Here is a 23629-nt window from a genome sequence, read left to right as displayed (position 1 = left end):
ACTGTTATTATGAAATGCTTGCATCCATTCATAGTAACTACTAAATATTTTCACAATGTACGGATTGATCCACTAGTTTGTAAAAACGGCTTGTGTATTTAATCAGGCAAAAGTGGTTACAGTAACGGCAAGGTTATGATCAAGGAGGACAAACATGGACGATACTCAGGCTTTTGTAGACAAAGTACACGACACCCAGAAGAAAGCAGAAAAGAACAAACAGAATCACGGTAAAGGAACACCAAGCCAAAAGCTGCCTAATAAACAGCACAGTAAATAGAACACGCAGACACGAAAACAAAAAAAGCAGCAAGCCCTCCCGGATCGGAGTGACTTGCTGCTTTACTTTTTGTAAATTGAGCTTTGCTTTTAAAGGAGTTATTTACTCCATTTCACCACATTCACTGCTACCTTCTCTAATTGCGCCTTGCTCAAAGCCTTGTCTGGAGAACTAATCGTCACAAAACGATCATCCAGTTTATAGGTCAAAAACAATGAATCGCTGGTAGGGCTGTACCACTTAGCTTCTGTACCATTGGAAAGCTTTACGGTATCGCCTTTGTAATCATAGGAGTAGTCACGTGGAGAAACGTTCACCCTCATATGGTCGAACAAAAAGTACACTCCATCTTCAGAGCTAGCTGCTTTTTGAAAAGCGTCTCCACTCACCATTTGTGCTGGTGCATAAACCGTTTTAAACCCATCGAAATTTGCAAAAGCTTTAGAAATTTGTTCTTTTTGAGCGTTGCTGTACTGTACTGGTGTTAATGTATCTTTATCCGGCACCACAGTTCCAGTACCCAGAATGACCTGATTCGCTGCCGCATCAAAAGTCACTGGCACCTTCAACACATCAGCCAAGGCACGTACAGGAAGATAGGTTGTATTGTTATAAGTAATCGGAGCTAATGTGTTACCTTTATTATCAACAGGCGTATAAGCTGCACCATTCACTTTAAATCCAATGCTGTGATTGAGGTATGCTGTGATTTTTTGCAGCTTAGTTCCTGCGTACACACCAGCCGAACCTGTAATTGCCATCCCAAATACCATCGTTGCTATAATGAACTTTTTACTTTTCATATGTTATGCCTCCTTAGAAGATCAATCTCGGTTTTTACTTTAGCTCAAGTTTTAAAGGAATATGTCTCTAAGTTGTATTTAACTTGTACCCAATTTGTAAAGAAACTATTCATCTGGAGCTCTGGTTTGTATAAGAAAAACAGCAACCCGCTTATCCCATAAGGATTTAACGGATTGCTGAGGGCTTTAACCTTGATACGGAGTTGTAACCTTATACACTTCTGAATATAAAATTTCTCTATAAAGTTGGAATTCTTCTTCATCAACAGGGTTAGGGTAAGTCATAATTAAGAGTGGTAAATCTTCATTTCCTTCACGCAAAGGAGGCTGCACATAATCGTAAGGGTTCAAATGAAAGCCCAGCCGCTCATAAAAGCCGATTCTCCGCTGCTCCATTTCACCCAGTGGCCGCTCAACTTCCAAAAGGACAGGCTTGTTAGATAGACTGATGTATTCAGTCATCAGCTTTTTGCCAATTCCTCCACCTCTGATGCTCGGGTCGACTGCTATATGTTCTACAAAACGAAAACCGGGAAACTCCCAGCAGGCCATAAAAGCAACAATTTTACCCTCAGAATTCATCTCGGTAATGAGACGATAATCTGGAACGTCCAATAACTCCTGTTGTCCCTCAAAGGTTCTGATCTCAGAAGTAGGAAATGAGGCTTCCATAATAGCGAATATTTCATCAAAAGTTGTGTGATTCATAACATAAGTTCTCACTTTCTGGATTTGTGGTCTATTATAAGTTTACCTTACACATATTATCTTAACCCGAAATTCATTAAGAACTCAAGGTACTAGTACCTGGTACTAGGATAACGTGATATACTAAATAGAACAGTTATACACATCTTGTTTGATATAGGAGAGGTTCATATTGGATAATCAGCAATGGATCGCACCTGAGTTCTACAATCTCACTTCGGAAATGGAAAGCCATGCTCCTGAGAAGATTGCGCTTAAGTGGTTAAATGAGCAAGGAGATTATGAGGAAATTACTTACGGTGAATTACGCAAACAAGCTAACCGGCTGGCCGGAGGACTTGCGAAGCTTGGGCTGCAACAAGGGGATCGTATTCTTGTTATGGTTCCACGCCGCATCATCGCTTATGTCATCTATTTAGCTTGTCTGAAACAAGGACTTGCCATCATTCCATCCTCAGAAATGCTGCGTGCCAAAGATTTATCCTACCGCCTGCGCCATTCTGAAGCCAGAGCCGTTATTGCTTGGTCCGAAGTAACCGGGGAAGTGAATAAAATCTCAGAGGATCTTCCTGCTCTCGATTACCGTCTTTCCGTATCTGGCAGCTCAGACGAACTCGGTGAAGGCTGGCTGGATCTAGAAAGTCTGATGGTTGGACAACCAGATACCTTTACAGCAGTCGCAAGCCGCCGGGATGATATGGCTATTCTCGCTTACACCTCAGGTACTACCGGCAACCCTAAAGCGGTCGTTCATAGTCATGGCTGGGGTTATGCTCACTTGCGGATCACCTCACCTCAATGGCTGGATATTCAAGGATCTGACACCGTCTGGGCAACAGCAGCTCCCGGCTGGCAAAAATGGATCTGGAGTCCCTTCTTAACCGTTCTTGGCAACGGAGCTACAGGTTTTGTATATAGTGGATCCTTTCATCCCAAAAAATATTTGCAGCTATTGCAGGATCACAAAATTCAAGTATTATGCTGCACCCCAACGGAATATCGTCTAATGGCTAAAACAGAAGACTTAGGTCGTTACGACTTGTCTACCCTGCGATGTGCAGTATCTGCCGGAGAGCCATTAAATCAAGAGGTTATTAACACCTTTCAGCGTGAATTCGATATCACGATCCGTGATGGGTACGGCCAGACGGAAAGCACCCTAATTATCGGAACACTCAAAGATACTCCAATACGCATTGGTTCTATGGGTAAATCAATCGCACCCGGCTTAGTCGAGGTTGTGGACGAAGACGGCAAGCCACTGCCTGCTGGAGTGGTTGGTGATATTGCCGTACATTTGAGTATGCCAGCCCTGTTCCACACCTACTACAAAGATCCCGGCAGAAAAGAAAGCTCCACACACGGCGAATTCTTCATAACCGGCGACCGGGCAAAGAAAGATGAAGATGGTTATTTCTGGTTCGAGGGTCGTGGGGATGACATCATCATTAGCTCAGGTTATACTATCGGTCCTTTCGAGGTAGAAGAAGCATTGATGAAGCATGCCTCCGTCAAGGAATGTGCGGTCGTAGCCAGTCCTGACGAGATCCGTGGGCACATTGTTAAAGCATTTATCGTGCTCAAGGATGAGATTGTTGGTTCACCAGAGCTTGTAAAAGAGCTGCAATCCCATGTTAAAGAGTGGACAGCCCCTTATAAATATCCGCGCAAAATCGAGTTTATTCAGGATCTTCCGAAGACGACCTCCGGTAAAATACGGCGAGTAGAGCTTCGTGAGCAAGAGAACCAAGCTGCGCAGGAATAAACATAGCCATAAAATTCACCTTATTAAAAAATAAAGAGCAGCTAGTCCATAAATGGACTGCTGCTCTTTGTTTATTTGGCATCAGGCCGTTACTCGGACCAATATTTCGCATCCGGGTTCAGCGCCGCACCAACTTCGCCTTCTAATACTAAATCGCAATCGAGGTAGCCCTCTTCATCCAGGAAATAAACCTCCTGCTTGTAGAACTCGCATAAGGTCTCCAGGAATTTATCAGGCGAATCATACATCACAATTAAATCGCCGAAATCATGGAGCAGGTCACATACCTGTTCCACACCCTCAGCAGACTTATAATAACAAATGAAATCACTGCCATAGTTCGTTAAGATAGGCAAGATAATTCCATCAGGATGTTGACCTTTTTCCTCCAATATCCCAGCTAATACCTTCATCTCCTCTTCATATTCATCCATATGAATCAGGCGGTACCCTGGAATAAATTCGATAAGGCTTGGTTCCTCTTCCTCACTGCTTGTCCCTGAGACAGTGCTATAAATAGCTTTCAGCAGTTCAGGAGTCTCCGGCAAAACAGCCGTAATCTTTGCTTCGTTACCACCCTTGCCCAAGCTGGCAATATAATCAGGGCGTAATTCTGCGGACAGCTTAAGGTATTCTTGAAATTGTTCTGTCAATTTATTGGTGTGCATATTGTCATCCTTTACTTATTTGCGGAAGTCCACATCTTCATCAGCCACGTATCGAAGTCAGCGCCTTTTTCACCTTCATAAGCGTCGTACACGTCAACTCTCATCTTCTTCAGCTTCTCTTTGAAGTCCTCGTAAGAATGATCTCTTGGCAGGCTCTTTTTAATTCTCAGCAGGATCTTGGATACGCCTTTAACTAGTTCAGGCTTGTTCTTCGATGGCACCTTAACGTCTTCACCAAAAGCCTTCAGCTTAAGGTAAGCAGCTTCTTGAACTGTATATACAGGATCGCTCTCCATTAAACGCGTCAGGATATCGATAATTTGTTTGTGGTTGGTCTGTCCCAGCTCTTCAACTGCTTCTAGACGCGCTCTCCAATCCGCAGAGCGGTTGGCAGCTTTCTTTAATTCCTCATAATTCTCCGGTAGTTCATTGTTCAGTTCTTCGATCATTCCGTTCAATCCCCTTCTATTAAAAACTATCTATCTTACAGTAACAGTATAACCAACCATTGCGCAAGCTAAGAGAGGAAGATCTTTGCATGAATTCATGTGAATATCATATTTCCGCAAAAATATGGGTAAAGTATCCGGAGTAAGTCCCCAGCGCAACATTCTATCGACTATATACGTTAGTAACTAGAGAAATTCAGACAATACATCAAGGAGAGTGACCTAAGTTGAAAAAGCATACCTTCATGCTAGCGTTAACCATTGTACTAAGTGTGGTGCTTGGCGCCTGTTCCAGCAACAACAGTAACAATGGGGCTGCCATTGAAACGAATCTAACTGCAAAAGAAATGGTCGATCAAATGCTGAGCAAAGTAGAGCAGCCATCTTTAATGGAGCTTGATGCGGCTACAGTTGAACAGCTATATCATCTGAACCCAGAATTGCTTGAAGATTATAGCATTAGAATGCCTATGATGAATGTGAAGACTAACGAAATTGCGGTTCTGAAAGTTAAAGATGTAAAAGATATGACTACTGTTGAGGATGCCATCAAAGCGCGTGCAACAGATGTTCAAAAACAATTCGAAACCTATCTGCCTGATCAATACGAAAATGCCAAGAACTATAAACTTATTAAAAAGGGTAACTATTTCCTGTTCGTTATTGCTGATCCTGCGGATCAAGATAAACTCGTAGCAGACTTCGATACTTACTTCACAGAAAAATAAATAACCATGGTATTCAGCAGCCTACTTTTCCTATTCCTATTCCTGCCGGCTGTCCTAGCGCTCTATTATGTTTCGCCCTGGCGAATCAAAAACCTCATATTGTTTTTAAGCAGCCTGGTTTTTTATGCTTGGGGCGAACCTGTCTACATTGTAATCATGTTGCTGTCCACCATTACAGATTACAGCTTTGGTCTACTGCTCAGCAGACCAAAGCTGACTGCGGTGCAGCGCAAGTGGATTGTGGTTAGTTCCGTCATTATTAATCTAGGCTTCTTGTCGTATTTTAAATACGCAGATTTTCTCATCCAAAATATAAATGGACTCCTCGGTACACATATTCCTTTAACGGATTTACCTTTACCTATTGGGATTTCATTTTATACTTTTCAATCCATGTCCTACATTATTGACGTCTATAGAAGAACTACGAAAGCACAACGCAATTGGATTGATTTCGGTACATTTGTAGCCCTGTTTCCACAGTTAGTAGCAGGTCCGATTGTTCAATATAACACCATTGCCGGGCAACTACGTGAACGTACGGTCGATATCCCCATGTTCGCAGAAGGTGTACGGAGATTCATAATCGGATTAGCCAAAAAAGTACTGCTCGCCAACAACATCGGTCTGCTCTGGCACACCATATCCAGCTCCAATCTAGATTCCCTGCCTGCTTTTACCGCTTGGCTTGGGATTATTGCGTTTGCTTTTCAGATCTATTTTGACTTCAGCGGGTATTCGGATATGGCTATTGGTCTCGGTCTCATGTTCGGCTTCCGCTTTAACGAGAACTTCAACAAACCTTATATCTCTCAGAGTATTACTGACTTTTGGCGGAGATGGCATATTTCCCTTAGCAGTTGGTTTCGTGACTATGTCTACATCCCGCTTGGAGGCAACCGCCAGGGGTTAGGCGTTCAAGTGCGCAACATCCTCATCGTATGGCTGCTCACGGGTATCTGGCACGGGGCCAGCTGGAATTTTCTGCTCTGGGGATTATACTTCGGGGTCATTCTTATCTTTGAAAAATGGTGGGGATTAAAGCTATTAAGCCGCCTCCCCCGTTGGACAAGACATTTATATGCTGTAGTACTTATACTCATCGGATGGGTCTTATTCGCTTTTGAAGAACTTCCTCTGGTCATTGGCTACTTACAAGCGATGCTTGGCTTTAATGGACAGCCGTTATGGAATAACACCACTTTATACTTCACTTACACGAACGCGATTCTACTCGTGGTGTTAACCTTTGCCTCTACACCTGTGAAGCTCTCCAAGCGGATGGATCCTAGATCGGTTCCTGCTCTTGTTTGGTATGGCGTATTATTTTTCCTATCTGTTGCCTACTTAGTAGATGCAACCTTTAATCCATTTTTATATTTCCGGTTCTAACCATTAGGGGGTGATTGTTTATGAAGCAGAAGACGGATCGAATCCTGGTTGGAGGATTTGTTGCAACGTTATTTCTGGTCGCTATCCTCTTTTTCTTACTGCCTGTTCAGCGTTTCTCTGAGCTTGAGAACCGGTATTTGCAAAAAGCCCCCCATCTGACATGGGACAATTTATTATCCCACACCTATGCGGAAGAGGCCGAAAGCTTTGTAACTGATCATTTTCCATTTCGGGACAAATGGGTATGGGTGAAATCGGCGGTGGAACAGATGAGGCTGCAGCAAGAGAATAACGGAATCTATAAAGGAAAAGACGGCTATCTTTTCGAAAAATTCGCAGCACCTGATTACACTAAAGTTCAGCAATATGCAGCAGCTGTGAAACGCTTTGCCGATAACAATCCTGATGCAAACACCACTTTCTTACTCGCACCGACATCGGTTGGCTTGTACAAGGAACGTCTCCCCTGGTTAGCTCCTGTCTACTCGCAAGCTGAGGTGAATCAAACAATAGCTAAGGATGTAGGAGATAGCCTTACTTTTATAAATGGATTTGATGTTCTTAGCCCACATGCCGCAGAACCCATTTACTATCGGACCGACCATCACTGGACAACCTACGGTGCCTACTTAGCTTATGTAGCCTATGCTCAAAGCATGGGCTGGCAGCCTCTGTCCCAGAGCGAATACCAGATTCAGACTGTGAGTAATTCATTTCTCGGAAGCTATCATACCCGGGGGCAATTTATCGGGGTCACACCTGATTCCATTCAAATGTACAAACCTAATCATGAGGTATCCACCCAAATGTACATTCAAGATACCGGTGAGACTTTAACAAGTATGTATGACCTAAGTTATCTGGAGAAAAAGGATAAGTACTCTTATTTCTTAGGGGGCGTACATGCGCTCATGAAAATCACCAGCCAGCTTGATCCAACAACGGTCAAACAGAAAAAACTGCTCGTCATCAAGGACTCTTATGCACATAGCGTTATTCCTTTCCTGACTCAGCATGTGCCTGAAATCCATGTGATCGATATCCGTTATTATAATGGAAACATCAGTGATTATATGGCTCAAAATGATATCAAGGATGTCTTGCTGCTTTTTAATACGGCTACTTTTATTGATAATGCGGCGCTATTGAAGTTAAATTAATGATATTGCGATGGATGCGGTGAAAAGATCTTTAATAGGTGTTGTGCGTAACTGCGGGAATGTTGGACTTTCGGTCGCTGTTGTCTCCAGATGTTTTTGATTTTACCGCTATCAGCGGATAACATCCGGAGACAGCTTATGCTTCCGATGCGAGCTTTCCTTCGGAAAGCTTTCAGGCGAACGCTAACGCTCCTACAGTTCCAAAATTCCCTCCTTAACTTCAAACCAAATACTAAAACTAATATATGAGTCCTCTAATTTGGACTCGTATTTCAGATCATTTTTGCCAAGAATCTCCGCGACGATGGACAGACCAAGTCCAGTACCGGAGATTTCTTTATTTCGAGACTCTTCAATTACATAGAATGGGTCCCAGATATACGCTAAATGCTCCGTTTTCAGGCGAGTGGTTTTATTGGAGATCGTAAATTTTAATGTACGAGTAGTGTCACTCCCTAGTTTTATTTCAAAAAAATCCTCTTCACCATATTTAATGGCATTACTAATTAAGTTGTTGAATACTATCTCGATTTGGCTGATATCTTCTTCAACGATTGAGGATTCAAGCGAATGAAAGTCGCTCATTAAGGTTATGTTTTTATTTTTTAACGTAATATTATAATGTGAGATCACTTTTAGCAGAAGCTCTTTAAGATCAAAAGGCTCTTTATGCACTTCTGACTTCTGGATCTTGGACAATTTAATTAAATAATCCACCATATCCGACGTATACTTCACTTGCTCCAAAATGATATCCGGATACGTGCCATCATCCAGACCGTCCTGAATGCCAATCGTATAGGCTTGGATTAAGGATAATGGTGTTTTCACTTCATGCGAAATGCTTGAGATAAGGGTATTTAAACTTTGATTTTTCTCCTCTAATTTGGCATGGGTGCTCTTTAGACGCTGACTCATCTGATTGATGCTTTTCGAGAGCTCTTCGATTTCATCCCCCGTTTGAATCGTCACTTGTTTAAAATCGAGATTGGATATATCCTTCGCGACATCCTGTAATTGCTCTAACGGTGTAATGATCTTTTTTGAAAAATAAGCCACTAACAGCAAACTGATAATAATCCCCAGTAGAATGGAGTAAAAGCTGAATTGATTTACGAGGGTCAAGGCATCTGTATTGTGCACAACCACAGTTCCTATGAGGATTAGACTGCTATCCTGCTCGTATATTCTCGTTAACAGACTCGATTTCAATTTGCCCTGATTAAATAAAAGATTAACCGTGCCGCCTTGTTTTACTTTTTGTAATACCTCATCTGTGATCCAAAATTTATTAAGTGCCACCTTATCTTTAAACAACGCAAATTGAATATTTTCGTTAATTTCTGCTGTACTTCCACTGTTTTCAACCCTAACAATCGTTACGTTATTATTGTTCTCGATCCTGCTTTCATCTTCCATGAGTTGATCCAAACGGAGATCCTTTACTTCGTCATAAATGGTGTTGATCTTGGTTTTCATTTTGTATAGGTAATAATCTGCTGAGAAATAGTTGTGCAGGAAATAAGACGTACCAAAAACAATCAGCAAAATAATGCTCACCATGATCAATAACTTCGTACTTATTTTATGAATTTTTATCATGGAAGCTGTACCCCATTCCCCTATGCGTGATCACGTGGTCAGCCCCAATTTTATCGCGCAGCCTCTTAATATGCGTATCTACCGTTCTTTCTTCGCCCAGATAATCCATTCCCCAAACCGCAGACAATAAGGCATCTCTGGATAAAATACGTCCTTTATGCTCATACAGGAAGGTTAGCAATTCAAATTCTTTTTTATATAACGCCAGTTCGGCCCCATTCTTGTACACTTTCTTCCGCTCAAAATCGATTTCTAAATCCCTAATCGCAGCCACTTTTTCAGTGCCTAGCATTTTTTTAATTCTAAGCATCAAAACCCTTGGGTCGAATGGTTTTCTTATATATTCATCTGCCCCTATATCCAAGGCACTGAATTCATCATCATGGGAAGACCTTGCGGTCAGCATTACAACTTTAGCCAAACTAACCTTCTTGATTTCATTACAAACCTCAAGCCCGCTTCGCTTAGGCATCATCCAATCCAGCACTACAAGATCGATCCTATTCGAAAAAAAGAGCTCAAGCGCCTCTTCACCGTCCGCTGCTGTCCAAACGTTATAGCCTTCTTTTTCAAAATAAGTCTTCAATATAGTGGTCATATGTTTCTCATCATCCGCAATTAAAATATTCAAAGTAGATTCTCCTTCCTATAATTATCAGAAGAAAAAGGCGAAATCCTTTACAGGTTTCACCTTTTCATATATTTTCATGCTACGTTATTGCAACTTCTCTACACCTAATCCCTTCGTCAGTACGTTCCATATCGGGTTATCGACCGTCTTTCGATCAGGCTGTTCACCCTTCTCTATCGCTTCCCAATACTCCCAGGTTGGTGGCTCAGTGCCAAGTTCATAATCCATGCCATCCCAAGTATCCTCCCGGAACGCATAAAACGCCCAGTGCCAGCCGTAATCAGCAAAAATCGAGATTAAATCAGCCAAGTATTGATCTGCACCTTTTACAAGCCGGTTCGTGCCAAATTCTTCAGCGACAATACGATTAGCAGGGATGTTATTTTTTTCTGCCCACTGTGCGATAGGTTCTAGAAAATCCTTTAAGGCTTTCTTATTGAATGCTTTTTCCGTCTTCTCCTCACCTACTTTAACTGTTCCAGGATATTCATAGGTTAAGCCTTTTTTCTTATTTTGGCTGGTGAGTTCGTAGGGTTCGTACATATGAAAAGCATATAATACATTCGCATCATCGATGGGTTTCAAATATTTAAAGGCCCATGGTGTAGCATACAGACCAGAATTGACGATAATAGGGGTTTCCGTATCTACGGTTCGAATCGCTGTCACAATAGTCTCATATAAAAGATTCAAATCCGCCGGAGTATTCTCCACTGAGCTATACCATTCGTTGTAATCCTCTGTCCAGAAATCATTAAATCCAGTAGCTTGTTCAGGATGTGGCTCATTAATCAGATTATAGCCGACCACCGCAGGATGATCTTTTAATCTTTCCGCAAGATCCTTCCAAAACGTTGCCGCTTGTTCATGATAACTGAAATCCTTCCAGATTCGATCATCATTTGTATAATCATTAAACTGTCGCCACCGATCTCCGGGCAGACTAAGGACTGTCAGCACTACTTTTGAACCCCGCGCCTCGGCTGCATCCAAGTCTGCTTTTAACGCTGTAAAATCATCCTCAACAAGCCCCTCGTATTTATCTGCATTCCCTATTAAAAAGTCTTTATCTGGATTGGCATCCGGTTGATCGTTAAACAGGAAATCACTATCTTTTGCCCATTTATCTGGCGCAAGTCGAATGAACTCTATATTATTTTCTTTCGCTGCATCATAATTTTCGGGTATAGATTTGGAATTCATGAAATTCGTTCCTTTACGCTGTTGATCCCAGAAAGCGATCTTCTCATTGACCTCTTTCTTTACCTCCTTCTCCGGTTCAAGATTTGCTTGTGGTGTTGCTGCACTGCATCCTACGACTGCCAACAAAATCAATACGATAAATCCTTTAAACTTCTTCATTCTCTCACCTCGTAACCTATCGTAGCCAATCTCTGTTACAAGAGTGTCACAAGACATACCTAAAAGGACTGCCCTAAGGATGTCGGCAGACATTCTAGGACAGCCCGATCATATTCATAGAATATAAAATAAATGCTTACTGATTAGTACTTCGACGGGAATGTGACTCCGCATAGGCATCATGACGAAAGTTCAGAATAGGATCTTCAGAGCATTCAATGCCGGCAGGTACAACTGTCGGATCAAAGACGTACTCTTGAGCCTTCTCGTCTGCCACGCCGGTGATCGACAAATGGCCTACAACAATCCGTTCCCGGTCTTCAGGCCAAGCAGACGTCGGGTCATCCGTAGGATCTCCCTCCTGTCCGAGGATTACTGTCAATTGAAACGCCACAGGACCTTTGGACAGTCTCTCGATTAGTTCATCCTCCAAATAATCGGGAGATCGATTCTCCACCTCTTCCTGGGCCAGAAAGTGCAGACCCGCTTCCGGTTCACACTCATATTTAATAGCCCGCCGCTCGCCAGCAGCATTGGTGAAGTAATAGGCATGAATGGAATGATAAAGGTTGGTTGCAAAACTGAGTGGCGGTTGCAGCATTTTCACGGCTTGAAGCCCAGCCCGGCTTTCCGAATACTTCTCCATGACGGCTTTGAATTTGTCTGCAATGGTCGCTCCCTCAAACGAATTTTCTTTAATTGTACGTAAGATATTAATAAAGGATTGCGGTGTTTTGGCAAAAAAGATCGGCAATGTAATTGTCACCAAACTTGTCACGCCCCCATCAGGCAATACAAACTGAACCGCCATTCCTTTTGCAGGCGAAAAAACATCAGGGATGGACGGATTAGTCGAGCTATTGGAGAAGCGTACGAGAGCTTGCACCTCTTGATTTTGCAAATGTGCAGCTGTTGTTAAAGGACCCGCTTGGCCGTTAGGGGTGAACACCGCCTGGTAGACAACACCTTTGGCGTGCGCGCGTCGATAACCCGGATATTTGCCTGCTACCTCCTCAATGGAGTTTACCGCTTCTTCTGCGAGTTCAGACGACACTAATTTATTATTGTTCATTTTCGTTCACCTCTTTGTAATTTATCAGGAAGGAAAAGGGGACAAAGCCCCCTTTTCTAGTTATTTAGCTTTGTGATGCGTCAAGCAAGTCGTTCCAGGCCTTCGTAATTCGCTGTCCGCGCCAAATATCTCTGACCGTGGCATCGGGATAAGCACTGTACCAGCCGGATGCAGTGATCTGATGGTTAGCGATGAAGTCTTTCGCTTCCGAAGATTCAATTCCCGGAAAATCCTTCACTTCATTAAACATGTTATTCAACAACTCTGGAATTTCAGTTCCAAAATCATCGATATAACTATCCCAATCTCCATCATAAGCCGTCGCAAACAACAGCCGCGTGTCGTTATCAAAGATTACGAAGCGCATGTCGTGAACGGTCGCGATCTTCGCCATCGTTTCGGCTTGTCTCGATGCACTTTTTTTCAGCTTCTCACGGAGACGATCCGCCCCACCTTCTTTAAGCGGCGCAATGATGGTAAGCTCAGATATTTCACCTTCCCGCAGGCCGGCACGTCCAGCGCTTGTAATCGGATTAGTCTGATCTTGTCCTTCTAACATGTTTATTCCTCCTTAGATGTATGTTGATCCAACTCTGCCATCCACCGCAATGCAGTCATGCTGGGAACAAAGAAATACTCCCCGCCTTTGGTAATTGAAAAACTTGGAATTTCTTTCATCCGGTGGCGAATAGGTTTGTCCGGAATGGTAAACATCCCTTCCCCCTCATTCTTACCGGTAATAGGGTCTTTCTCGGTTGACATGCCCGCGAAATTGCCTCCATTTAACCAATCGGTCTTGATAAACTCGAATTGGCGGGACAATGAGCTGCATATACCTGCAAAAATAAGGCCTCTATCCTGACCATCATCCTCCATTACACCTTTTGGCAGTATAGGGCCATACATCGTTGACCGCCGGAGCAACCGGTGAATGTTCACATTAACAACCGAATCCTGCAAGCTGTCTCGGGGAAATGCACGACGGATATGCGAGCTTACCGGACATTTCAACCCTTTATGATCATCCCCATACGTAAATGCGTTCCGTCGGCTGACATCTTCGCCCAGTGCCGGATCATCTGCTTCAGGAGCCAGACTTAAAGGGGCTCCGCTCGGCCATCTTCCTACCATTTTAGCGGCCAAAAGTTCTTCCTCTTCCCGGTTATCCGCATGCTCCCGCAAATAACGACGGAAAGTCGCGACCCTCATATGCAATTTGCGGAAACTGAGGTAACTTCCATTGTGGCCAAGTTCTGCCGGCTGTGGTCCCTGTGTTATAGTGCCGGATTCATTTAAATGCCCGAACAGGAATTCACCGGCTTTAATCTCCGCTTCCTGCCCCACCGCATTGGGTATATGGTTTCCTTCGATTCTCGGATTGCTGATTCCATCCATGAAGCCCAGATGAGTACGTCCGTCAGGATTCATTCCGACATCCAGCTGGTAAACGACGGATACACCATTCAGTTCGCAGTGGATTCGACGGGCTGCTTCTTCTGCTTGAAGCAGCGCTTCTTTGGTAGGCGCGAACAGAGCAAGCGCCACATCGACTTTGTCAGTACCCAGCGGGTCTTCCCAGTGCTCCGGGCTGCTTTCGTTTACATCCCCTAGCTTAGCTGCCCGCGCAGCCATGCCCTCCCGGAACTCCAGGTCGAAGCTGTTGAGTGACTCCTTGGGAATCCCCAGCTTCTGGAGTCCTTGATAGGTAAAACCAACGTTGACCCAAGCACCTTCGTGAGGATTATTCCACTGTCCGGCCGACGTCACTTCGTCGAGAAGCCGCTTCAGCATCACTTTCCCGTCCTGTTGATGATCGATAGACAGCAATACATAGGTTCCTACGTAGGGGGTAGGCCGTTCTTGTAAGACGATTCCTTGAATGTCATCATAATTCAGTTCTTCCGTTTCTGTACCTATGACGCTCACTCCTCCCTCGTCTTAAAGTTGTTTTCATAATATTAAAAACGGGTATTCTCTCATCCGTCTCTCGATCTAATTAAACTTAGCCCTAAATGGTTAATCAGGTTAACAGTCCTCCCCAACTAGACAATAACGGTACATTGTCTAAAAAATAGACACATCGTTAGATTTGTCTAAAATCGAGACAAAAAAAGAGATATTCCAAAACCGGACCGGCTTTAGAACATCTCTTATCTTCGACTAACCTCACAAATCATATTCATAGTTATCAAACTTGCCATCTGATGCGAAGACATATTCGCAGATGTTCTCACCCCATCTAGCTATAACACTAAAGACGCGGCCCGAAGTGGGAATATCACTGGTGGATGCTGGAGGGTTCACAAATTCATATTTCCCTTCGACGAGTGTTACAGGAACTTCTACAATTGGAAGCTGCGATTCATCAAAGCTCTCAGTTAGATAGGCCATCTTTACTGTGACTTCACTCGGTGCGTAATCTCCAAAGTCGACCTGCAGTTTCTCCCCTGGTTTCAAACGATGCAGCCCCGTTAGAAGCGTAGGTTCACTATGCCAAGCCGTATAGTAAAAGGAAGCCCGATCATAGTCCGCTCCATTCCAGCTCGTCTTTAGAATGACATAATTCTCTATAGCATCTGTACTATTCTCATGTGTAATGATAAGGGGCGACGGTTCAGCAGGACTTTTGAAAGAGCTCTCGGATTTACTCATTATTCCTCCGCGTTCCCCAAGCACCACCGCACCAATGATAACTACTGCCAACAGCATCAATGAAATCAATAATATCCTTTTAGACTTATTCCTATATTTGATAATAGCTCCGCCTTTCCTTAAACTTCTAACCCTTCTTTCATTTAACACTTGATCATCAAGCCATGCAAGTAGGTAGCTGATGAATTATATAGCAAATCCAAGAGTTAACTCTCCTTCTATCATATTCTATTTCTAGGAGGTGAATATAAGATGACCATTCAGTTTGTAGATTTAAGACTATCCAACCAAGCTGCTTCGGATGCTACACCAGCAGTTATTCCACTAGCAGCGACTCCCCTTGTTTTTGGGGATATTGGTATTCAGACCGCAGGCGTGTCGGCTGAGAATCAAGGCAATGTCCGCGTACTTTTGACCGGATTTCTAAAAGTAGAAAACAATCCTCTTTTCAATACCAATACCGTTAATGTTCGCAGAAACGGAACGATCATTTTCACCACGACATTTGGGGTTGCGATCAGCAGAGAAAATGAAGCTTTCGGTTTTACAGCAGTAGATATTCCACCACCAGCGGCTGTCGCAACAGGTCAAATTCAGTACACAGCAGAGATCTTCACAAATGCAGCTGCAACAGATCCCTTTAATAATGTCCAAGCCAGAAACTTTAGTGGCGTTGCAGCTGCGGGTAACTCCTAACATGAACATGTAGTGGGTGAGGGAGCGAATTGCCCCTTTAAAAACAGAAGCTCAACCTAAGGTACTGGTTGAGCTTCTGTTTATTCCCCAAATAATAGATTCAGAATCCGTTCATCCGCCTTTCGGTTCTTCCCTTTATAAGGATAACAATGAATATGAATCGCTGGATTAAAGTTAATCTCAATAACGCTATAGTTGGTATCATTGGCTTCTTCCTTGATGTCATCAATCATCATATCCACTCCACAAAAAGTGGCGCCCGCAGCTTTAGCCGCTTGAATCGCCAGAGCCTTATAACTATCTAGGATCTCATCCGTAAAATCCAGGCTGTCACCACCCGTGCTAATATTAGAGTTCTCCCGAAGATAGATGACTTCGTTTAATGGAGGAATATCACTCCAAGCCTGAGCGTGGTTGTTCAAGAACATCGCTTCTGCTTCACCGATCTGAATTTTCTCAAGTGGTGTCTTGTACCCACGGCCTCTTAACGGATCCTTATTCTTCTCGTGCACTAGTTGTTCAATCGTATGTACACCATCTCCAATCACATTTGCAGGAACCCGGTGCAATACTCCGACTACTTCATCACCCATGACAAGAAAACGATATTCTTTACCCGTCATGAATTCCTCTAGTAGCACTGTTCGATCAAACTCGAAGGCGATTTCGAAGGCTTTTTGATAATCTTCTTTAGAGAAGTCGTCTGTAAAAATAGTAATACCGAGTCCAAAATTGGTTGATTTGGGCTTAATCACAATAGCCTTGTTACGGTAAGTGCCATGCGCATTCATTGCCTCTTCCAGATTTCGAAAAGCTTCTCCTGCGGGAACACGAATGCCTTGCTGTTTAAGAACTTCTTTCGTAACGATCTTATTCTCCATGATTAATACCGTACTATAAGAATCAAGGGAGGTCTTCGTAGCTTGCTTAATATATTCTTTATGATCACCTTGCGTAAGAACTACAAAGTTCTCTTCCCGATCGATCAATTGAAACTTAATGCCACGTTTAACCGCTGCCTTCAAAAGAAGCTGTGTAGATAGCTCCAGATCCTCATATCCCACAAAACGGTATCCATTCGCAAGACTTTCCTTAGCATATTGTTTAGCTTTATTCAGATGGTATTGTACAAAAGAGGATTGTTGAACTTCCGACTTCACAATAGCTGCAAAACTCCGGTCTGGCTCTACAATTTTATTCTTAGCTCCATGCAATACGTTCAAAAACACTTCATTCTCCGGGTTCAACAGTTGGATCATATCCTGCATCTCATGAATACAAGTTAATGCCTGCTGCTCCATCGTTGTACATGAATCCCCGTAATCATGCAAACATCCCTTTATTCCTTCCATGATTAGTTGATCATGATTAAGATTCGCCATCTTCTGATCCTCTACTCCGAACGGTTCGTCCTCCTTCAGCAGCATATACAGGATAAAAAGATGAATGAAAATCATCGTTTCTTTGCCGATTCCTATTTTGTAGAGTGGATTCAAATCAATAAACCGAAGCTCCAAATAAGCTATCCCATCTTGCATCAGTTCCTCTAAAGGATGTTTGCCTCTTGCTGTCTTCACTCTAACCGGACTATAAAACTCTTTTACACTTAATAATTCTTCCGATTCGATCAAAGCTTGTAAATCATGAACATAATCCCTTAACGAAGCAAAAGATACATAAAGAGGTTTTTCATTTCGATACCCACATTCGCTATTCCGCAGTGAATTCATATTCTGATAATAAAAGCTTTTGTCGTCATCTGTTTCCCCGCGAGCTACACATTGTTCCATATAAGTCTTATCAAAAACAGGGCTGGCGCCTGTTAAATAGATAAGAAGCCAACGGTACCGCAATAGGTTACGGGCTATTTTTAAGTAGGTAGCGTCTTTGAATTCTTTAAAGCTCACCTGTGGATCTGTTATGTCATGAAGCTGTCTCAGAAATTGTTCATCAAAAGAGAAATTGTAATGGATTCCGCTCAGCAATTGTCTTTTGCGACCGTATTTGTCTGCTAGCTGATGTCTGTATTCATCCTCAATCGGATTACCCATCTTGGCAATGGGGATGTCCTGATCATTCGGTAGCCTTGGAGGATTACTACTCGGCCACAGATATTCTTCCTTGAGCTCAAGCGACACAATATCCTGCAGCGCCTCCAGAAAGTTATAAGTCTCATCAATAGAATCAAAAGAAGGGGTGACCATTTCAATTTGACTCTCTGAGAAATCGGTTTGAATATACGGGTTCTCCATTTTGTTGCCAAAAGCTTTAGGATGTGGTGTCAGCGCAAGCCTTCCCTCTGGATCCACTCTGACATTTTCTTTTTCCAGTCCAAATTCGCCGTGAAAAAGCTCCTTATTCAAATGGTTATCCCTCAGAAGCTGTATGAGTTTACGATTTAATAAAGCCATTTCAACGATCATCCTTTGCTTAGTAGTTTATCTGCTGTTTGTTCATTTTGAATAAAGATCTTCTAAACCAGAACACAAGAATAACCCCTTTAAACACACTGCTTAGAGCAATCGACATCCACACCCCATTCAGGCCAAAAGGTTCGGATAAAATCAAGGCTAGTGGAATTCGCAGTGCAGTAAATGTAATACTGAAGATCGGCGGGATATGAGTTTGGCCAATGCCGTTAAACGCACCTACTGTCATTAATTCCATACACATAAATAATTGAGAGTAGCCAATGATGCGCATATAATCAGTGCCTAATTCCAGGCTTGTCTGATCTGATAAAAACAAGGAAAATAGCTGCTGCGGGAACGCAATAAATATAAGCGATATGATCACGCCAAAGATGGAGGTTAAGATCAAAGCCTTACGATATCCCTGCCCTATACGGTCCAATCGGCGTGCTCCATAATTTTGTCCAAAAAAGGCAGCAATAGCTCCCTGTAGTCCTCCAATAGTCATATAAGAAATAGATTCAATTTGAATCCCTACTTTTTGCACCGCAATCGCATCCGCCCCAAAACGTACTATGATCTTAGCAATGACGATCGATATGAGCGTAAAGGTGACCCGTTGGATTGTGATCGGAAGTCCCATACGAATTACTTCTTTCATTTGACGAATGTCCCATGCTGATGTGTTCGAAATGATTTCTGACTTTCTTGTCTTTATGATAAAAAGAGCCGTAACTAAGATGTTCGCTGTCAATGTTGCCGTGGCTGCCCCCGCTACTCCCCAACCTTCAAAACTGCCCCAGCCAAAAATTAAAAATGGATCAAGGACGATATTAACCATAAGACCAACAGAGAAGATCTGAAACGGTTGTTTACTATTTCCCATCGAGTTTAAGAGTGTGGCAAACAAAGTATTTACGATGGAAAATACCGTCCCGAAGATCGAAATCATTAAAAATTGTCGTGCCATCCGTTCAACTTCATCACTTCCAAGATCAAAAAAACCAATCAACTGATTGTTGGTCAACAGAACTAAACTCATATAGAGAAGTCCTAATAAAATAGACATCGCAAACCCGTTTTTCATATAAGATTTAGCCTTCTCTATCTGGCCAGATCCCATACAAAACGCAACCTTAATCCCTGTACCGATCGTAATCATAGTCGACAATGCAATCGCTAGATTAATGAAAAAACTCGCCGTGCCAATCGCGGCAACAGGACCACTTCCCAATCTTCCAACCCAAATCATATCGACGAGGCCATAGGTTGTGGAGATGAAATTCGTCGCAATAATGGGAAGCGTTAATTTCATTAAGGTAGGCATAATAGGACCCTGAGTCAAATCATTCATGCCCTGAAATTCCTTCAAATCTAAAAACACCTTCTTCATCTGATTTTCAGATTTATTATATAACCAAACACTTATATAATCAATTGATTATATTTGAGCAATCTACTCAGAACTCCTAAAAATTATATAAATTGTGTAGACATCAAAAGACAGTTCCTAATGCACAAAATGTGCCCAACGGAACTGTCTTTTTTTCGTAATTAAAATTTCTTTTGTTTTCAGTCGAAAAGCTATTGAAAATGGAATATAGTTCGTTTACAATAAAACCAATAAAAAGTTCTATAATTATAGAACTAATAAATGTTTCAGTAACTTAATCAAAGGATGGAGAAACTCATGGAATATAAATTAGAAGTCGATTTTGCCCCCATGTATGAATGTGTGAACAGTATGACTGCTTTTCTAAGCAAGCAGAACCATACTGCTATGGATTCCGGTAAGCTCTGGGTACGTGAAGTCCAAGCAAGATTTGCCCCGATGTTGCTTCGTAAAATGCAAGAGGTCGTTAAGAAACTTGATGATTTCAGTTTGGCTCCCTACATTTGGTGCTGTCCGGTAGAACGTTCGGTTAGCAGCTTTCTGGATTGGTTTGATGGGTTAACTTCGGGTGAACTGTATGAAATATCTGGACGTTTCGGCCAATCGGTCCCCTCTAATCTTTCCGAGCTAAGGGACACTGCCTCTGACATCCTGCGCGAATGGAACGCGGGTTACTTCAATGGAATCGACCCTAATATCCTCAAAGGGCTTGAACAGGAAGCCGAGTCAAGACGAACGACACTGAATGGGAACAATGATATGGAAGTCTTTGAAGCAGCAACCGACGGAATGCGCCTCTATCCAAACGAACGTCTGAAGCAGGTCATTATCATTCCGCAATATCATGCCCGCCCACTGGTCACCACCTCTATGTTTGATGAATTCGTGTTCACTAGCTACTCTTGTGATGTTCTCCCTCCGGAAGCTGGCCGGCCTGCTCCAGCACTACTTCGCCTTACCAGGGCACTCTCGGATGAGACGCGGCTGTATATCCTTCGTCTGCTTACAGGCAAGCAGTTGAATTTCACGGAAATCGTGCGGGAAGTCGGACTTTCTAAAAGTACAATCCACTACCATCTGATCGCGCTGCGCGCAGCAGGGCTGGTCATTGTCCATACCAACGTTAAAAGTACATCGTATAGCCTGCGATTGGAAGCCTTAAATGGGCTACCGCAACAGATTGGGTCATATCTAGAGAGTCAAGCATAAACGCCTTAAGCGTCCTTATAAGGACGGTAAGCGTATATGCGAGAAATATAAGAAAGGAGCGAACAGGCTATGATAAAACGCAGCTATTATGGTTTACTCTCAACCATAACTTTAAGTGCTTTTGGGGATGCTTTTGGCTTGTTGGCTATGGAATGGCTCGTCTATGAGCTGACGGGTTCCAAACTAGCGATGGGAGCACTCGCACTCAGCTCCGGCATACCTGAGCTGCTGCTGCGCTTGCTGGGCTCGCCGCTGTCCGACCGACTCCACCGGGTACGCTTTATGGCCTGCTTGGCAGCCATTCGCCTGCTGGCTATAGCATTGCCACTTGGCATGGGTCTGGCTGGCCAACTGCAGCTGTGGCATCTGTTTGTCGCCGCTGGTCTCAGCGGGGCCTGCGCCGCCCTGTTCATGCCAACAGCCATGGCTGTTATTCCCGGCGTTGCCGATAGCCGGAAGCTGGTGCGGGCTTTTGCTATCATCGATGGCAGCAAAAGTGCAGCAGTCTTGCTGGGCCCCGCCCTGGCTGGGGCGTTGACCGCTGCCAGTGGCGCGCTGCCAGCCCTTAGCATCAACATGTTATGTTACGTTGCGGCCATCACTACCTTGCTGTGCCTGCAGAAGCTACCCAAGCCCTCTCCAGCTCCAGGCCGTTTCTCCATTGCCATCTACGTTCGCGAAATAGCTGAGGGCTTTACCTTCTATAAACAATTCCCCGCCATGCTTACGATAATGATGATGGCCTCTATTAGTAATCTAAGCTCCATTGCCGTCTGGACCATGATGGTTCCTTTTGTACGCGAAGTGCTCCACCGTGATGCGGCGACGATGGGCACACTTAGTACAGTTTTCGCACTTGGAACCTTAGTCGGGCTAAGCGTCATTTCCATGATAGGGGAAATTAAAAAGAGGCGGTTTGTCATGCTCGGAAGTCTGGGGACCATCGGTTTAGTTACAACATTATGGGGGTTGTTTCCTAGTTTTTCTTTTGCTCTCGCCGCCGTATTCGCCACCGGAACGATAGGCCCCTTCTTCGGCTCCTTAAGCTCTTCACTCCATGGACGTCTGGTTCCGAGCAATCTGCAAGGAAGAGTCAACTCCATCCGTTTTTTAATCGGTGGCGGTTTACAGCCTTTTGGTGCTTTTGCCGGCGCCGCGATTGCTGAACTCTATGGTGTGCCTGCACTTTTTGTCATCGCCGGCTTGCTTCCAATGCTCTGCGCCAGCGCAGCCTTGCTGCTCCCCGGACTCAAAACACTGGACGGTGACCTCTCCACACTTGAAGCCACTCATAGGCAGCCCGTGGTGCAAAGTTCATCGCAAAGTGTTGTAACGGAGCGATAGATGGTAATAGGTTTTAAAAAATTCATTTTAATTATTTATGATGAAATGAATAAAAAAAAGAGATGCTTATAAGCATCTCTTTTTTTGACTAAACAGTTAACCTTTGTCTCGGATAACTCGCCGTCACGCACGATTATTTTATGTATAAATAATAACATATATTCTAAAATTAATAAAGAAAAAATCATTTAATACCTAGTTTAAACCAATCTGAATGCTTTCCCCGCCCCATTCTTTCGAACATCTTTACCATTAAGCTTTTTTCACGTTTTGAATTACAACGTCTAAAATAAAAATCTTTAAATAGCTTTTCTATATCTTTTAGACTTTCAAACTGGGAAAGTACTAATAAAGTGTCATATAGTCTTATTTCATAATAAGTTGAAATTCCTGCAGTATTAATTTTGGTTCTTAAACCTAAATCATTTATCAAACCCGAATCAATCCTTAAACGATTCGATGTCCGAAATCTATTAACTAATTGAAAATGTGCACAAGTATTTCTTAATTCAATAAAAATTCGTACTGAGTTGATAAACTTTTGTTTATCAATGTACTTCATCCCCATATCTTCAATGACCTTTTCAAAAACATCTCTTTCAAATCCTAATAATAAACTAAAGAGAGAACCAAACTCAAGGACTTTAATAGTCACCCAGAACGGCGGGTGATCATAAGTAGATATATAAGGATATTTAGCTCTGCAATGCTCAATGAAATTACTATACGTAGCCCCATTGAAATAAATATTTGTCTGAAATATTTTATGTCCTGAAATATTCTTAGCTAAATCTTTAGGTAAACTCAAATGATTTGAACGTGGATTCGTATACTTATTAATATCAATGTAACATGCAGAATCAGAAGCATTTAAATAATGTTTTTCACAAAACCGATATGCCATAGAAGATTTCAAACGGATTTCAAATTTATCTATAATTTTCAAAATCTCTAAATTCAATTTTTTATCAAAATCATACAACAATAAAAAGTCTTCAAAAAAAAGACCATTGTATTCTTTATTAGTAGCTTTTGAATCAGTTAATAACAATGTTTCAAATCCATTTACCAAGTCAAAATAATTCTTTTCTAATAAATGTCGTTTAGCTTTTTCTTCATCTCTAATAATTAGTTTTCTTTCTTTTAATAAATCAATTTGTTGGTCTAAAGACTTGAATGTTTTGGTAACATGTGTGCTCAAATAAATCTCCCCATTATTTTTAATCTATTTATTTAAAGGTTCTATAATTTTCTAAATGAGCGAGCTACCTAGTTTACTTCCATTTTTCGTAAGAAAATGTTAA

General features: G+C 42.6%; 22 protein-coding genes. 8 read left to right on the top strand and 14 right to left on the bottom strand.

Annotated elements, in window-relative coordinates; translation table 11 throughout:
• Positions 1-154: 154 nt before the first annotated feature.
• Positions 155-280, top strand: a complete 126-nt coding sequence (locus MHI51_RS04220) for a DUF4023 domain-containing protein (RefSeq protein WP_051491363.1) — start codon at positions 155-157, stop codon at positions 278-280.
• Positions 281-378: 98 nt separating this feature from the next.
• On the opposite strand, the gene MHI51_RS04215 is transcribed toward MHI51_RS04220, so the two are convergent.
• A complete protein-coding gene (locus MHI51_RS04215; protein ID WP_076130101.1) occupies positions 379-1083 on the bottom strand; it encodes a hypothetical protein in 705 nt (234 codons plus the stop codon).
• Between the two features lie 186 nt (positions 1084-1269).
• Complete coding sequence (locus tag MHI51_RS04210) at positions 1270-1791, bottom strand: GNAT family N-acetyltransferase (RefSeq protein ID WP_036684918.1); 522 nt, start codon at positions 1789-1791, stop codon at positions 1270-1272.
• Between the two features lie 169 nt (positions 1792-1960).
• On the opposite strand from MHI51_RS04210, the gene mbcS reads away from it, so the two are divergent.
• The gene (mbcS, locus tag MHI51_RS04205; RefSeq protein ID WP_076276998.1) at positions 1961-3556 is read left to right on the top strand and encodes an acyl-CoA synthetase MbcS; all 1596 of its coding nucleotides are present in this window, start codon (positions 1961-1963) and stop codon (positions 3554-3556) included.
• An 89-nt stretch (positions 3557-3645) separates the two neighbouring features.
• Here mbcS and MHI51_RS04200 read toward each other — a convergent pair whose 3' ends face one another.
• Both MHI51_RS04200 and MHI51_RS04195 read right to left on the bottom strand, forming a co-directional pair.
• Complete coding sequence (locus MHI51_RS04200; RefSeq protein WP_076185078.1) at positions 3646-4224, bottom strand: SMI1/KNR4 family protein; 579 nt, start codon at positions 4222-4224, stop codon at positions 3646-3648.
• Positions 4225-4235: 11 nt separating this feature from the next.
• Positions 4236-4673 carry a HEAT repeat domain-containing protein gene (locus MHI51_RS04195; RefSeq protein ID WP_036684913.1) on the bottom strand — a complete coding sequence of 146 codons (438 nt, stop codon included), beginning with the start codon at positions 4671-4673 and terminating at the stop codon, positions 4236-4238.
• Between the two features lie 227 nt (positions 4674-4900).
• Between MHI51_RS04195 and MHI51_RS04190 the strand changes: the two genes are divergently transcribed.
• The 3 genes from MHI51_RS04190 to MHI51_RS04180 are packed head-to-tail and all read left to right on the top strand — an operon-like array spanning position 4901 to position 7953.
• A complete protein-coding gene (locus MHI51_RS04190; RefSeq protein ID WP_036684911.1) occupies positions 4901-5401 on the top strand; it encodes a DUF4358 domain-containing protein in 501 nt (166 codons plus the stop codon).
• A 6-nt stretch (positions 5402-5407) separates the two neighbouring features.
• A complete protein-coding gene (locus MHI51_RS04185; protein WP_076220123.1) occupies positions 5408-6793 on the top strand; it encodes an MBOAT family protein in 1386 nt (461 codons plus the stop codon).
• 20 nt (positions 6794-6813) lie between these two features.
• On the top strand, positions 6814-7953 hold the full coding sequence (locus MHI51_RS04180; RefSeq protein WP_076276996.1) for a DHHW family protein: 1140 nt from the start codon (positions 6814-6816) through the stop codon (positions 7951-7953).
• A 192-nt stretch (positions 7954-8145) separates the two neighbouring features.
• Here the strand turns inward: MHI51_RS04180 and MHI51_RS04175 are convergent, their stop codons facing one another.
• The 7 genes from MHI51_RS04175 to MHI51_RS04145 form a co-directional block, all read right to left on the bottom strand.
• The gene (locus MHI51_RS04175; protein WP_081387520.1) at positions 8146-9555 is read right to left on the bottom strand and encodes a HAMP domain-containing sensor histidine kinase; all 1410 of its coding nucleotides are present in this window, start codon (positions 9553-9555) and stop codon (positions 8146-8148) included.
• Positions 9539-10186, bottom strand: a complete 648-nt coding sequence (locus MHI51_RS04170; RefSeq protein WP_076276995.1) for a response regulator transcription factor — start codon at positions 10184-10186, stop codon at positions 9539-9541. The genes MHI51_RS04175 and MHI51_RS04170 overlap by 17 nt, the downstream gene beginning before the upstream one ends.
• An 84-nt stretch (positions 10187-10270) precedes the next feature.
• Positions 10271-11548 (bottom strand): glycoside hydrolase family 5 protein, encoded by a 1278-nt coding sequence (locus tag MHI51_RS04165; RefSeq protein ID WP_076219448.1) that lies wholly within the window; start codon positions 11546-11548, stop codon positions 10271-10273.
• Between the two features lie 136 nt (positions 11549-11684).
• On the bottom strand, positions 11685-12620 hold the full coding sequence (locus tag MHI51_RS04160) for a catalase family peroxidase (RefSeq protein WP_076219449.1): 936 nt from the start codon (positions 12618-12620) through the stop codon (positions 11685-11687).
• Positions 12621-12684: 64 nt separating this feature from the next.
• Positions 12685-13179 (bottom strand): hypothetical protein, encoded by a 495-nt coding sequence (locus MHI51_RS04155; RefSeq protein WP_111502622.1) that lies wholly within the window; start codon positions 13177-13179, stop codon positions 12685-12687.
• A gap of 2 nt (positions 13180-13181) precedes the next feature.
• On the bottom strand, positions 13182-14546 hold the full coding sequence (locus MHI51_RS04150) for a Dyp-type peroxidase (protein WP_081387519.1): 1365 nt from the start codon (positions 14544-14546) through the stop codon (positions 13182-13184).
• A gap of 240 nt (positions 14547-14786) precedes the next feature.
• Entirely contained in the window at positions 14787-15341 is a 555-nt protein-coding gene (locus MHI51_RS04145) for a hypothetical protein (RefSeq protein ID WP_076179117.1), read from the bottom strand.
• 183 nt (positions 15342-15524) lie between these two features.
• Here MHI51_RS04145 and MHI51_RS04140 point away from each other — a divergent pair, with 183 nt between their 5' ends.
• Positions 15525-15968: a hypothetical protein gene (locus MHI51_RS04140; protein WP_036684901.1), complete on the top strand. Its 444-nt coding sequence runs from the start codon at positions 15525-15527 to the stop codon at positions 15966-15968.
• A gap of 80 nt (positions 15969-16048) precedes the next feature.
• Here the strand turns inward: MHI51_RS04140 and gshAB are convergent, their stop codons facing one another.
• Both gshAB and MHI51_RS04130 read right to left on the bottom strand, forming a co-directional pair.
• Complete coding sequence (gshAB, locus tag MHI51_RS04135; RefSeq protein ID WP_076219450.1) at positions 16049-18379, bottom strand: bifunctional glutamate--cysteine ligase GshA/glutathione synthetase GshB; 2331 nt, start codon at positions 18377-18379, stop codon at positions 16049-16051.
• Positions 18380-18398: 19 nt separating this feature from the next.
• Complete coding sequence (locus MHI51_RS04130; protein WP_256719010.1) at positions 18399-19751, bottom strand: MATE family efflux transporter; 1353 nt, start codon at positions 19749-19751, stop codon at positions 18399-18401.
• 318 nt (positions 19752-20069) lie between these two features.
• Between MHI51_RS04130 and MHI51_RS04125 the strand changes: the two genes are divergently transcribed.
• On the top strand, positions 20070-20981 hold the full coding sequence (locus tag MHI51_RS04125; RefSeq protein ID WP_076219451.1) for a helix-turn-helix transcriptional regulator: 912 nt from the start codon (positions 20070-20072) through the stop codon (positions 20979-20981).
• Positions 20982-21050: 69 nt separating this feature from the next.
• A complete protein-coding gene (locus MHI51_RS04120; RefSeq protein WP_076219452.1) occupies positions 21051-22325 on the top strand; it encodes an MFS transporter in 1275 nt (424 codons plus the stop codon).
• Positions 22326-22509: 184 nt separating this feature from the next.
• Here the strand turns inward: MHI51_RS04120 and MHI51_RS04115 are convergent, their stop codons facing one another.
• Complete coding sequence (locus tag MHI51_RS04115) at positions 22510-23526, bottom strand: Abi family protein (protein WP_076276992.1); 1017 nt, start codon at positions 23524-23526, stop codon at positions 22510-22512.
• Positions 23527-23629: the final 103 nt, after the last annotated feature.

The organism is Paenibacillus sp. FSL H8-0260 (assembly GCF_045040625.1).
Classification (GTDB): domain Bacteria; phylum Bacillota; class Bacilli; order Paenibacillales; family Paenibacillaceae; genus Paenibacillus_AQ; species Paenibacillus_AQ odorifer.
Note: the sequence above shows the minus strand (reverse complement) of the source record. Positions and strands in the feature narration are given on the sequence as shown.